Source organism: Arsenophonus endosymbiont of Crataerina pallida (assembly GCF_964020125.1).
In the GTDB taxonomy this organism is placed as follows: domain Bacteria; phylum Pseudomonadota; class Gammaproteobacteria; order Enterobacterales; family Enterobacteriaceae; genus Arsenophonus; species Arsenophonus nilaparvatae.
The window spans coordinates 3,553,865-3,567,848 of record NZ_OZ026540.1; the positions used below are offsets into that span (position 1 = coordinate 3,553,865).

Sequence of the window (13,984 nt, forward strand, 5' to 3'; positions counted from 1 at the left end):
CAGCCAGGGCTGCCATCGAGATTGAGATTTTTTAGACATAACGATCATCACCACCATTCAACGCAATCTCACCACTTTCAGACAAGCGGCGAACAATAGACAGGATTGCTTTTTGTTCTGTTTCCACTTGAGATAGGCGAACAGGCAGCTGTGAATCGAGATCATCACGCATGATTTCAGCTGCACGTTGTGACATGTTATTGAGGAAATGATCACGTAAAGTGTGTGAACAACTTTTTAAGGCAAGAACCAGAGAATCGTTTTCCACCTCTTGTAGCAGGCGTTGCATCGAACGATCGTCCATTTCGATAAGATCCTCAAACAAGAACATTTCAGCGATGATTTTTTGCGCCAATTCATCGTCATATTCTTTAACGGCGCTAATAACCATTTCTTCTTGCTGGCTTTTCATCAAATTGATGATTTCGGCAGCAGTACGGATACCACCCATTTTACTTCGCTTAATATTTTGCTCATCGAGTAAACTATTAAGCACTTCAGTTAACTCAGCTAAAGCGGACGGCTGTATGCCACCAAAGGTTGCGATCCTCAATACCACATCATGACGTAATTCTTTATCCAACAGCGCTAAAATTTCAGCAGCTTGGGTGCGCTTTAAATGAACTAAAGTAGCGGCAATAATTTGCGGATGTTCATCGCGGATCATCTCTACTGCCATTTCGGGTGCCATAAAGTTCAGTTTATCAATACCAGTGACGGTTTCCTTGGTCTCAAAAATATCTTCTAATAAACTATTAGCATGCTCTTCACCCAGCGCTTTGACTAATACTGAATTGAGGTAATCTTTGGTATTAACATTAATTGCAGCATATTGGGTAGCATTTTCTTCGAATTCAGACAATATATCCGTCAATTGATGATTAGAAATATGACCTAAATTTGATATGGCGACACTTAATTTTTGTACTTCACCGCTATTCAAATGTTTAAAAATTTCAGCAGCCAGCTCTTCACCTACCGACATTAACATAACTGCACTTTTTTCAATTCCATTAAAACTCATAGTTCTTCACTTATCCAATTACGAACAACCATCGCCATCACGCGGGGATTTTTTTGCACCATTTCACGTAACCGTTTGGTCTGCATTTCTGCGTTGATACGCTGACGCTTCTGCTCCTGGCGCATGGCTTCGTCATGTTCAATTTTTTGTTGAGCGGCGCGTTCTGCCTCTCTTATTATGGCAAGATCAGCGGCCGTTTTAGCGCTCTCCGCCGCTTCACGTTTTTTGCGTAACTGAGGTTTGATTATCAGACGCTAAAATAGCCAGGCCAAAAACGATAACAACAGATAACGGCCAATTTCTAATAGATTGGCGATAACAATAGGTTGCTGCCAAAATTCAAGCGGTTTTAGTTCTGCATCCTGCGGTTCAAATGGTGCATTTACCACATACAGGCTATCACCACGCTGTTCAGAAAACCCCATCGCTTCCTGGGCTAATGTTTTTATTTGGGCCAATTTTTCATTTGTCAGCGGTAAACTATCATCATTTTCTTTTCTGTCGCTATCGGCATAATTAACGATGATTGCCACCGACAGTCGCTGTAGAGAGCCTATTTGATGTTGGGTATGACGAATGCGCCGATCGATTTCATAATTGGTCGTTTCATCAACCCGACTATTATGATTATTATTCAGCGGGCGAGGGTTGTTCTTATCATTAGCTCTGTCAATCGGTGCTTTTGGCTCAGGTGTTGGCTGGTTAGACAGCGCACCAGGCACACCACCAATCAGTGATTGGCCATTCTGTTCACTGCGACTACTCTGTTTTGAACGCACGGCTGATTCATTAGGCGGTTGATTGGTTTTATACTCTTCCGCGGTCTCTTCGCTACGGGCAAAATTAACTTGGGCAGTAACCTGCGCCTGTACGTTACCCCGGCCAACCAGTGGCGTAATAATCGATTCAATACGCTGCTTATAACGATTTTCGATCGATTGAACATAGTTGAGCTGTGTCAGATTAAGATCACGGCTAATACCCTCGGGTTGAGTTAATAGATTACCTGACTGATCAACGATGGTGACATTATTGCCAGATAAGCCACTGACACTACTGGAAATCATATGCACAATAGCTGCAACCTGACCATCATCCAGTTTACGGCCGTTTTGTAAGTTGAGGGTGACTGACGCGGTGGGATCTTTTTGCTCACGAACAAACAGTGACGGTTTTGGGATAGCTAAATGTACCCGGGCGCGTTGTACAATACCAAGTGATTCAATAGTGCGGGCTAATTCGCCCTCCAAAGCTCGTTGATAGTTGATTTGTTCATTAAATTGACTCAAACCAAATTTTTCTTGATCCAGTAGCTCAAAACCGACATTGCCGCCTTTGGGCAACCCTTGTTGCGCTAACTTTAGTCTCACCTCATGCACTTTATCAGCCGGCACCTTAACCATACTACCATCGTCAGACAGCTGATAAGGAATATTCATTTGGCTTAGTTGAGTAACAATTTCTCCTCCATCTTTATCGCTAAGATTGGTATAAACCGGTCGATAGTCGGTTCCCTGTAACCAAAACATAGCAGCGATGAAAAAAGTAATAGCCAAAGCACCGGCAACGATCAGCGGCACTTTAGGATCAGATTTTATTTTTTCGAAAATGCTACTTAATCCCTTGAGCGGATTTGCTCCATTCGTATTTATGGCATTCATAAACAATCCTTGCCTTCTTGTTCTTGATCAAGATTTATAACGTGGCGTAGCAAAGTGGTTTCCCCATACTGATAAAGTATTTCCAGTTTCATCCTGCTATTATCGTTTTTTGCCATCGGTTTAATGGCCGAAATAGACTTTTAGTTCGACGCTAATTGTTGGTTTTGATTTATTTTGCTTGTGATAGGGTTGTTTTCCGATTAGTGCCAAAAGATAAATCAATACGATGGCACGACTTAGAGAAAGTTATTGGAAAAAATAGGTTGAGGTTTTTATGTCAATTCCCGCTATTCAGTCTGTTATTGCGCAAATGACAACAGAAATGGTTAGCATCAATAATAGTCAACTGGCAGCCGCACCACAAACTGGTTTTGCCAGCCATTTATTAAATGCGGTAGCTAAAATTAATCAGACACGCCAGAACGCCAGCCAGAAAGCCCAGGCATTAACGTTGGAAACTCCCGGGGTTGAGCTCAATGATGTGATGGTCGATCTGCAAAAGGCCAGTTTATCACTTCAGTTCGGCATTCAGGTGAGAAATAAGTTAGTTGGCGCCTATCAGGAAATCATGAATATGCCGGTTTAAAGGGCATTTATTAATACTAAGCCACCAATAAGTGGCTATTTTTTTATTATATGGTACTGATAAATTCGGTTATTATAAATAATAGCAACGAAATTACTGACTGATAAAAGTGAACGATTGTAATCTATTATCACAAGTAATTAAATTTTTAAGCTGGAAATATCAAATTCTATTTGCTAATAATATTTAAAATATATCTTTCTATATTAAATATATTTATTACTGACAATTCAGTTAAAAATTAAGTTTTTTTACTTAATTTTAAACTTTATGCCAAACTCATCGTCAAGCTTGCGTTGACTAAATAGAAAATAAAAAATTTATTTGATATTAACCAGCCGTTGCTTTTAATCAACGATTAGTGGTTATTTTTATCTTGAACCGATTGTTTAGATGAAAAATAGCAGTAGTATTCATCTGGATTATCAGCAGGGCAGCATACATTACCAGGCCGTGTTGGTGTAATTTTTGGATTTAATTGACAGCCGTGATCGGTAAAAAGATCAGTAGAAACTGAGTCACTTGAAAATAAACAAAAAATCACTACCGGGCATAAAATTTTAATCAAAGTATTCATATCGACTTAGGTTATTGATAATTAGTATAATTATTTTATGATGATAATTATATATTTCAATCTTTTTGGTAAAAAATTAGTCATGTTGCTTATAAGATAATGTTACCAGTATTTAATATCGGCATCTTGCTAGCTGGAGACAAATATTTCTGCCAATAGGGTAAGTAAAGTTGAATTTTCAATTAACATTTTTTAGCGTTATTTATCTGCTGGTCTTTAATAATTATCAGTTAAAATTATAAATAAAAAATTTACCCGGTTGTTGTTTATGGTAACTAATTAAATTTAAAGATAATTATATTAATATTAATCTTTGCTGGAAAAAAAACTGTTTGAACTTATAAATTGGGTTGCGTATTTTCTTTATTAAAATATGACAGACAATAAATTAAATAATTATTAATAAAATAAACAATTGTGATGGTTTAAACTGCCTGCTAAGCATAATTACAGCGCAAAAATATAATAAAACTTTAAATCATCAGCCAATATCAACCATAAAAGAACTTATTATTCAGGAGAATAAATTATAGCAACAAGCAAAGGAGATTTTTGGAGTAAGCAAGGGGCATTTGGGCTTAACTATTTGCTAAACTGCCAATCCAAAAGCATGCCGATTTATTATTTCCACAGTAAAATATGTATCATTTACCTACCCTGGTATTATGTTTTGACCGCTTATAGCGGTCTTTTTTTATTTTATACAGATAAAATTGACCCTTGTTGAGTGAATAAAACTGGCGCGCTATTGATGATTAGCTTAATAATAAAGTTGATAATTTAAGTCACATAAACTTATTGTTCGACTAGATTATAATAACATTGCAGCTGTTGCTGTTGAGCGGTCTGTCTAATAAAGGTTGCCAGTTGATGCGCTCTGCTGTGCATTAATTGCCGAATTTCCCTTTCATCACGCAATATTGTTTGCAACATGTTAGTTAATTTTTGCTGTAAAGGCTCAGGCAATCCGGCAATGGCGCCTAACGCCGTCACCTGGCCAACCGTTTGGCGATAATCCGGTTCTACAATTAATAGTTTCTCCCACTGCGCTTGTTGTGCCAGCATTAACATTTGCTGACTGATCGTCAGCAAATGTTAATGCTGGCAAAAAGGTCTGTTGCTCACTGTTCATTAGATTGTGTTGCCGGATCGTTAAGTTGTGCCCATGTTTCTGCCGAGTCAGTCAATAATTTAATTACCTGCTGAATTCTGTCAACATCATTATAAAGATTGGCATATAGCAACTGGCGGATCATATAGTCATACAGTAACGAGATATTTTCAGCAATTTCACCGCCATGTTTTAGATCAACGCCACTATTTAATCCTTCATTAATAATGGCAACCGCTTTTGAGATAGCACGGCTTTTTTGCCGAATATTATTTTGTTCAATATAAATTACTGCCCGTTTTAAGGCACTCAAGGCGCCATCAAATAAAATTTGTACTAGCTGATAAGGGGAAGCATTTAAAACCTGGCTTTCAATATCAACCTGAGTATATAAAGTTTCAGCTGCTGATGTATTCATAATTTATTTCGTCAGTAAGGCCACTAAAGAGTTGCTGCTTTGTTTCATATCGCTGATGGCTTTATCCATGGCAATAAATTTGTCCCGCTGAGTTTTAAGTTTTGCTTCAATATTCTTTTGCGCACTTTCCATTTTCACATCGAGTATTTTTATCTGTTGATTCAGTGACTCTGTGGTGAGGTGTAGTGGGCCTTCCAGGGTATCCAGCGTCTTTTTAAGATAATTAAAGGTTTCAGTGGCAAAACCGGTTTTTTCACCATCGCCCATAAAAAATTGTTTAACTTTCGCCGGGTTATCTTTTAGTGTTTTATCCAGTTTTTTATCATCAATAGTGAGTTTGCCTTCATGATTAAAGCCGATACTAAAATGGTTCAAATGATTCATATCCGGCAGATTTTGCACATTTAAGGTCAAATTTTTCACTTGCGAGAAGATCATTGCTGAACTGCTATCGTTTAATAGCACGCCATTATTGGCAGAAAGCGCTTCACCCAATTTAGTTGGCACATATTTGGTTTGTGTTTTATAAAAGCTATGCAGATTATTGTAAGCATCAACCCAGTTTTTAATCGCCTTTTTAGTCGGCTCGATATCGCGAGTCACAGTGACGGTTTCTGATATTAATTGATCAGCTTTATCTTTTTCTGCCGTTTTAACCAGGGTAAATGTGATCCCTTCCGGCGCGTCTTTAATTTCATTACTACTATGCTCAATTTGGATACCATTAATAGTTACTTTAGCATTTTCAGCAGCAACGGTTTGTTGCATTTGGCTACTATTTAGGATCTTATTTAGCTCGCTATCACCTTTAACTTCAATCTCCATCGCCGAATCGGCGCCAGTTTTTTTGGCAGTGAGTACTAATTGATGTTCACCCTCTTTTATTTTCACCAGGCTGGCACTGACATTGCTATCGGTTTTATTGATGGCATCGCGGATCTCAATCAGTGATGTTTGCTGCTCGCTTAATTTAATTTCCAGCGGCTGTTTTTCACTGTTTTGTTTGATAACCAATATCCGCTCTTGGCCTACAGTAACAGGGCCAGCCAATTTTTTCTTTACATCATCGACCTTAGTGGTGGCTAATGATTGGGCCTGCGCCAGTTGCTCAACTTTCACCTCATAACTACCAGCCACCGCTTTTTCGTCGCTGCTAACGGTTACCGTCTTATGATTTTTACTGACTGAAGTGGCGCTAATTTTATCAAACTTCATTAATAATTCAGCGGCTTGTTGTAATTTATCCAACTGAGCCCGCAATGAACCATAAGCACTGATCTTTTGATTATATTTTTGTTGCTTCTGTTTTAATGACCGCAATCTTTGCTTTTCATTGGCCTCCATACTATCCAGCCATTGATCAATTGGCATGCCTGATCCTACACCCAACGAAGTCATATTTGACATGATTTTTCCCTATCCTATTTGATTAGTTAAACCTGATTACCATGATTATCGGCCCCAGCTAATAGAAGTTAAATAATCAGGCCAAATTAATTTATTGCCACAAAAAATTAAAGTATCAAACCGCTGTGACGATAATCAAAACAGCCAAACGTTTTGGCCAATTAAAAAGTTAAATTTAAATAAAGGAATTATTATGGCTCTGGTTATCAATACCAATATGTTTGCGTTAAATACGCAAAAAGCATTAAATAAAACCCAAAGTAACTTGGGCACCACTATCCAACGTTTATCTACTGGCCTGCGCATTAACAGTGCCAAAGACGATGCGGCCGGCATGTCAATTGCCAATGGCATGACCTCTAACATTATGGGTATGAAACAAGCGACGCGTAACGCCAATGATGGTATCTCGTTAGCACAAACCGCCGAAGGGTCGTTGTCACAGGTGAATGATAACTTGCAGGCGATCCGTAATTTAGCGGTGCAGGCCAGTAACGGTACTAACTCAAAAAAAGATATTGACACACTGCAAAATGAAGTAAAACAGCGTATAGAAGAAATTGGCCGTATCATTAAGCAAGCTGAGTTTAACGGCAATAAAACATTAGATACCACTGGCAAGATACTGCTGCAAACCGGTGCCAACTATGGTGAACAAATTGAGGTAGATGTAACGGCAACCACTATCGCTACTCTAGATAATAAAGATATTGATTTAAATGTATTCGCAGCAGCCGCGGCGGGAACGGGAACGACACCACCACCAGCAACAACACCGACTTATGCGGATTATGAAACAGCTGCATCAGATAACGCTGCCATTGAAGGCGATACCCACTTGAACTTCGTTGGTAACGCGAGTTCTCTAGATGACACTGATATTACAATAGCCAATGCTACTCCTCATACTGCAAGTGGTTTGGATAATACTAAAGCTTTTGGCGCAGATTATAAATTGCACCAAAAAATTGATAAAGCCACTGGTAATGCTTTGAACGGTGAATATGTTGTCGTTGTCGGCACAGGTGCAAATGCTAAAGTCTTTGATGCTACCTTAGCAGTATCAGGTACCGCTGGTGCCGATGATAATGCTTTGGCGATTACAGTTGGCAATGAAATCACTGGTGCCAATGCGGGTACGGCAGGTACGGCCTTACCAGGTACGGGTACAGGTACAACAGCAGGTTCGGTAGCACAGGATAAAGTTTTTGAAAAACTTGATAAAGCCTTGGATGATGTCTCTGCTAAACGTAGCCAATGGGGTGCAATACAGAGCCGGTTGGAATCAGCGGTTGAGAATTTAACCAATACAGTTAACAACCTGTCTGCTGCCCGTAGCCGTATTCTGGATGCCGATTTTGCCGAAGAAGTGTCTAACTTAAGTAATGCCCAAATCTTGCAACAAGCGGGCACCACGGTATTGGCGATGGCTAATCAGTCTAACCAGTCAGTGCTTTCTTTACTGCGTTAATAGTTTAACTAGTCATTATTTTGGTAATATTTTGCAGGCCGGCTTTTGTCGGCCTGTATTTTCAAATAGGCGCAGATATTATCGCCATCAATGTTAAAATCAATAATTATTAATAGCAATTAATGGTAATATGGCGTTATCGCCGCTAGCCATCCTGCCTGATTCACGGACATCGCTCCTGGCAACCACTATCCTAAAGCAACAAAATATTGCCCTGGATGGCGATCAGTTAGCCTAAGTCAACGCTTTTCACACTGGCCATGATTTGCCGCTAGGTTCCGTATTTGGTTAACTGAGGTGGTTAAAAATAATAGATAAGTAAAAAAAGCCCGTTTTATAGCACTATTTTCGCCATTATTTACCACCTCAATTTCGGATAATAAGCGCCTGTTATCAATGACAGGTGCTTACGGTGAATGATCTCTACACCCAGGATGGGATAATTGAAAAAGATGTACTATTGGAACGCTATATTCCTTTAGTACGTCATGAAGCATTAAAACTGCAAGTTAGATTACCGGCTAGCGTCGAACTGGATGATTTAATTCAGGCTGGCGGTATTGGTCTGCTGGAGGCATTAGAGCGGTTTGATGCTATGCAAGGTACCGCTTTTACCACTTATGCCGTGCAACGGGTGCGTGGCGCGATGTTAGATGAATTACGCGCCCGCGATTGGGTGCCGCGTAGTGTGCGCCGTCTGGCGCGGGAAGCGGCCAAAGTAATGCAGCGGCTTGAGCAAGCGCTAGGCCGACCGGCGAGCGAGCAGGAGATTGCTGATAAATTGCACATCGGTCTGTCGGAGTATCAGCAGTTATTGCAGGATAGCAACAATAGTCAATTATGCTCTTATGATGAGTGGCATGAAGTGCATGGTGAGAGCTGTTAACCGATTATTGAGGTTGACGACGAGCGAAATCCGCTGCAAACTTTAATAGCAACTGATATTCGCAAAAATATTATAAAGGCGATAGAATGTTTGCCTGAAAGGGAAAAAATGGTTTTGACGCTCTATTATCAAGAAGATCTGAACCTGAAGGAGATAGGCGCGGTGTTGAATGTCGGGGAATCCCGCGTCAGCCAGCTACATAGCCAGGCGATAAAACGGCTACGAGCGCGCTTAAATCCAGATAAATAATATTTTTTATTTTTTTGTTTACGATTTACACACAGGGCTTATCTAATATGTCTGTTTCTAACCAAAAGAAGCGGCCGCTGAGCCGTTATATTAAACACTATAAACATAGTCAAATTCACTGCGCACACTGTAACAAAACCCTTGATCGGATTTCATTGGTGTTTAATGATCAAATTCTGAATAAAGAAGCGATTTCAGCGATGACCGAGCTGGTTGATGGGCAGGCTTGGGCCGAATTACAGCATAAATTTACCGCGTTATGTCGTTTTTGTAGTGAAATCTATTGTAATAGTGATACTGGTTATTTTGATATTATGTCGTTTAAACAGTATCTGTTTAAAGAGACTGAAATGAGCCATAGTACCGTACGCGAATATGTGGTGCGGCTGCGTCGGCTGGATGAGTTGTTAAGTGAAATGCAATTTCCGCTCGCTGAATTGGAGATTGAAAAAATTCAGGCTCAGATGCAGGATAAAATGACCGACTCTGCCTTTAGTAATTACAATATTGCGTTGCGTAAATATGAGCAATTCCTAGGCTGGCGGGCTGGTCACTCAGCATAAGGTTGCTATGGATAGAAACTAAATTATTTCACAGTTATTAGATAAATAAAGCCTTAGCAAATCGCTAAGGCTTTATTGTTGGCAATGAAAAATTATTCTAGTGTCATTAAACTGGCATTGCCGCCGGCCGCCGCAGTATTGACACTGACAGCTCGTTCATGGACTAAACGCTCAAGGAATAACTGCTGGTCTCCGGATCGATATCCTTGCACGGAAATAATTGGCCCGTCACGTTCAGCCACTGCTTGACAAACAATTTGTAACTGATGGCGATCGCCATGAAAAATAACCCCATCAAATTGGCAGTCGGCTAGTTGCCAATTATCAGTTAGCCTGATCATCTGGTTGACTAAAGCAGGCAACTCTGCCTGCAAATGCTGCTGGATGGCATTATTTGGCCATAGCACCTGACATCCCATCGCTAACACCGCTGCCAGCTGGAGCACTGCATCCGCTTCTGTTTCTGCCAGACACAAAATCCGCCTACGTGGCACTAGCCTATAACTATTATGCTCTCCGGTTGGGCCAGGCAGCTGATGGCAGATGCCAGTTGTGGACAATGGTTGATAGTGGTCAATAACCGCAGCAGCTGTTGCATGCTGGCGGTTGGTTGCCCAATCACAGAAGGCAGCAAAGGGCGTTAATGGCTGCAATGATGGTTGGCCATGTTTTACTGGATAGCGATTATCTGGTGGCGTAAACAGTTTATCCATGATGGCAGCGGGTCTTTGGCTGAGCAATCGATAGAGATAAAGCGGGCCACCGGCTTTTGGCCCGGTACCCGATAGTCCTTCTCCGCCAAAGGGTTGTACCCCAACTACCGCACCGACCATATTGCGGTTAACGTAAATATTACCTACTTTGGCCGTCTGGCAAACGTCGGCGATAGTTTCATCAATACGGCTATGCAGCCCTAAAGTTAAGCCATAACCTGAGTCATTAATTTGTTTGATCAGGCTGGTTAGTTGATGGCGCTTAAAGCGTAAAATATGTAGTACTGGGCCAAAAATTTCATTTTTCAGTTCATTAAAATGGTCAATTTCAATCAAGGTGGGTCGGACAAAGGTGCCTTGTTGCCATTGATTATCATGCTGTTGGCTAGTTTGCTCAGCCTGATACAGGGTTTTCCCTGCTTGACGCAGCTGGGCAATGTGCTGTTCGATATTCTGCTGTGCTTCGCTATCAATGACCGGGCCAATATCGGTTGCCAGCTGGCTAGGATCACCGACCCGGTATTCGGCCATCGCACCTTTTAACATCGTCAGTGTGCGTTCAGCGACCTCCTCCTGGATACAAAGAATACGTAGGGCAGAGCAGCGTTGACCGGCACTATCGAAGGCTGAAATGATAACGTCATTGACAACTTGCTCCGTCAGTGCGGATGAATCAACAATCATGGCATTTAAGCCGCCGGTTTCGGCAATCAGTGGAATAGGTTGTTGCTGAGCATTGAGTCGGCCGGCAAGATTATGCTGGATCAGTTTGGCCACCTGGGTTGAACCGGTAAACATCACACCGTCCGTCCGCTTGTCACTGATCAGTTTGCTACCCACTTGCTCGCCGCTACCGGGCAGCAGCTGGAGAACATCGCGGGGGATGCCCGCCTGGTGCAGTAACTCAACCGCTAGCATGGCAATAATCGGTGTTTGCTCTGCCGGTTTGGCCAATACGCTATTACCGCTCGCTAAAGCGGCAGCGATTTGGCCGCTAAAAATCGCCAGTGGGAAATTCCACGGACTAATGCAAACCACCACACCCAGTGGCGAATAGCTTTCATTATTGAAATTTTCACTGATCTGTGCTGCGTAGTAACGCAAAAAATCGATCGCTTCGCGCACTTCAGCAATGGCATTACTAAAGGTTTTGCCAGCTTCACGGATCAATACGTCAATTAAACGGGAGAATTGCTGCTCCATCAGGCTAGCCGCTTGTTGCAAAATGGCCGCTCGTTCTATGACGGGGGTCGTCGCCCAGCGAGTAGCTGCGTCGGTAGCAATTTCTAACGCATGCTCGACGTCGGTTAAGCTTGCTTCATGGACATAGCCGACGATATCGTCAAAATTAGCCGGATTAGTGATCGGCTGTCGGGCTGAAATTTCAGCTGGCGAGGGCGGTTCTTCGGCCAGTAAAGGTTTAACCTGATAACAGAGAGGGGTGGTCAGTAGGGTCTGCGCCAGTGCCGCCAGGTGATGTTCGTTAGTCAAATCAATACCAATAGCATTGAGGCGTTTGCTGCCATATAACGCACGGGGCAGTGGGATTTGTGGATGTGGCAAACCCAGTTGGCCTGCCGTTTCAGCCACCGCCAGTACTTGTTGCACTGGATCGGCCACCAGTTTATCTAATGGAATATTAGGATCGGCAATCTGATTAACGAATGACGTATTTGCGCCATTTTCCAGTAAGCGGCGCACCAGGTAAGCCAACAAGGTTTGATGACTACCGACTGGCGCATAAATACGGCAGGGACGATTAAGTTTACCTTCGGCGATGGCGCCGACAACTTGTTGATATAGCCCTTCGCCCATGCCATGTAAACATTGAAATTCATATTGGCCAGGATAATAATTTTCACCAGCCATATAATAAATCGTGGCTAAGGTATGGGCGTTATGGGTGGCAAATTGGGGGTAAATCAAATTGGGCACCGACAGCAATTTACGCGCACAAGCCAGATAACTGACATCAGTATAAATTTTTCTGCTATAGACCGGGTAACCTTCAAGACCATCTATTTGCGCGCGTTTAATTTCACTATCCCAATAAGCGCCTTTTACCAGTCGGATCATCAAACGGTGCTGACTGCGTTGCGCTAAATCGATAATTTCATCGATAACATAGGGGCAGCGTTTTTGATATGCCTGAATGACAAAGCCAATTCCATCCCAGCCGGCTAGTTGCGGTTCGAAGCACAGCTTTTCTAACAGATCGAGGGAAATCTCCAATCTATCAGCTTCTTCAGCATCAATATTAATGCCAATATCGTAATGACGTGCTTGTAAGGTTAATGTTAGCAGACGAGGGTAAAGCTCAGACATCACCCGCTCATATTGAGCCCGGCAATATCTTGCATGGAGGGCAGACAGTTTAATGGAAATTCCGGCACTGGCATAAATGCTTTTGCCGTGGGAAGCTTTACCAATGGCATCAATCGCTTGTTGGTAAGCAGCCATGTAGCTTTTGGCATCTTCTTCGGTTAAGGCCGCTTCACCTAACATATCATACGAGTAGCTAAAACCTTTATTTTCCATTTTATGCGCATTACTTAATGCTTTTGTGATGGTTTCACCAGTGACAAATTGCTCACCCATTAGCCGCATTGCCATATTCACAGCTTGACGAATAATGGGTTCACCACTTTTACTAATGATCCGGTTAAGAGCACTGGTAAGTTTAGTTTCATGATGGCTGGCAACTAATTTGCCGGTAATTAGCAAACCCCAGGTGGCGGCATTAACAAATAATGATGAACTCTGTCCAATATGTGACTGCCAGTCACCACCACTAATTTTGTTGCGGATCAATATGTCACGGGTAGCGTTATCGGGGATGCGCAGCAGTGCTTCAGCCAGGCACATAAGCGCAATCCCTTCTTGCGACGAGAGAGAAAATTGTTGTAATAGACTCTGGACTAAACCAGAACGGCCAACACCATTTTTTTGCTGGCGGAGATTTTTTGCTAGCTGATAGGCTAGTTGATAAGCCGCTTGTGTCTCAGTTTCTGGTAGCTGTGCCTGTTGCAGTAATGGAGGTAATAGCTGTGTTTCAGGTAATCGATAGGCAGCAGTGATTGCTGAGCGTTTTGCGGATTGAGGTAAAATATGCTGTGCAAAATTTAAAAAGGAGGGCTTTCCTCTTTTAGGGCATATTGCGATGTCACTAGATGAATTTTCTTTTTCATTAACTTTGGTAGCCGGGAATTGAACCATAGTTTCCTCATTATCAAAGTGTCTAAGATAATTAAATATTGCCTGTCCTGTTAACTAATCGATCTAAGCTCCAGGCGTTGTAAAGTTGTTTCAATACCTTAT

At 41.8% G+C, this 13,984-nt stretch carries 7 protein-coding genes and 3 pseudogenes; 4 read left to right on the top strand and 6 right to left on the bottom strand.

Annotated features, from left to right (window positions below):
• Positions 1 to 31: 31 nt before the first annotated feature.
• Positions 32 to 1,024, bottom strand: coding sequence for a flagellar motor switch protein FliG (fliG, locus tag AACL31_RS19065; protein WP_310512156.1), 993 nt, complete (start codon positions 1,022 to 1,024; stop codon positions 32 to 34).
• Positions 1,021 to 2,685, bottom strand: a pseudogene (gene fliF / locus AACL31_RS19070) (flagellar basal-body MS-ring/collar protein FliF). Before fliF ends, fliG begins: the two are co-directional and overlap by 4 nt.
• A gap of 274 nt (positions 2,686 to 2,959) precedes the next feature.
• Between fliF and fliE the strand changes: the two are divergent.
• Positions 2,960 to 3,271 carry a flagellar hook-basal body complex protein FliE gene (gene fliE, locus AACL31_RS19075; protein WP_310512157.1) on the top strand — a complete coding sequence of 104 codons (312 nt, stop codon included), beginning with the start codon at positions 2,960 to 2,962 and terminating at the stop codon, positions 3,269 to 3,271.
• Positions 3,272 to 4,643: 1,372 nt separating this feature from the next.
• Here fliE and fliT read toward each other — a convergent pair.
• Genes fliT through fliD form a run of 3 tightly spaced genes read right to left on the bottom strand, consistent with a single transcriptional unit; the run spans position 4,644 to position 6,784 of the window.
• Entirely contained in the window at positions 4,644 to 4,940 is a 297-nt protein-coding gene (gene fliT, locus AACL31_RS19080; RefSeq protein ID WP_310512158.1) for a flagellar protein FliT, read from the bottom strand.
• A 29-nt stretch (positions 4,941 to 4,969) separates the two neighbouring features.
• Positions 4,970 to 5,377 (bottom strand): flagellar export chaperone FliS, encoded by a 408-nt coding sequence (gene fliS, locus AACL31_RS19085; protein ID WP_310512159.1) that lies wholly within the window; start codon positions 5,375 to 5,377, stop codon positions 4,970 to 4,972.
• A gap of 3 nt (positions 5,378 to 5,380) precedes the next feature.
• Positions 5,381 to 6,784 (bottom strand): flagellar filament capping protein FliD, encoded by a 1,404-nt coding sequence (gene fliD, locus AACL31_RS19090; RefSeq protein ID WP_310512160.1) that lies wholly within the window; start codon positions 6,782 to 6,784, stop codon positions 5,381 to 5,383.
• Positions 6,785 to 6,977: 193 nt separating this feature from the next.
• Here fliD and AACL31_RS19095 point away from each other — a divergent pair, with 193 nt between their 5' ends.
• From AACL31_RS19095 to fliZ, 3 genes and pseudogenes are all read left to right on the top strand, one after another.
• The gene (locus tag AACL31_RS19095) at positions 6,978 to 8,255 is read left to right on the top strand and encodes a flagellin (RefSeq protein WP_339053535.1); all 1,278 of its coding nucleotides are present in this window, start codon (positions 6,978 to 6,980) and stop codon (positions 8,253 to 8,255) included.
• A 412-nt stretch (positions 8,256 to 8,667) separates the two neighbouring features.
• Positions 8,668 to 9,390 (top strand): annotated as a pseudogene (locus tag AACL31_RS19100) (RNA polymerase sigma factor FliA).
• 47 nt (positions 9,391 to 9,437) lie between these two features.
• The gene (gene fliZ, locus AACL31_RS19105; RefSeq protein WP_310512161.1) at positions 9,438 to 9,953 is read left to right on the top strand and encodes a flagella biosynthesis regulatory protein FliZ; all 516 of its coding nucleotides are present in this window, start codon (positions 9,438 to 9,440) and stop codon (positions 9,951 to 9,953) included.
• Between the two features lie 92 nt (positions 9,954 to 10,045).
• Here the strand turns inward: fliZ and putA are convergent.
• Positions 10,046 to 13,936: pseudogene (gene putA, locus AACL31_RS19110) on the bottom strand (trifunctional transcriptional regulator/proline dehydrogenase/L-glutamate gamma-semialdehyde dehydrogenase); the annotation flags it as partial.
• Positions 13,937 to 13,984: the final 48 nt, after the last annotated feature.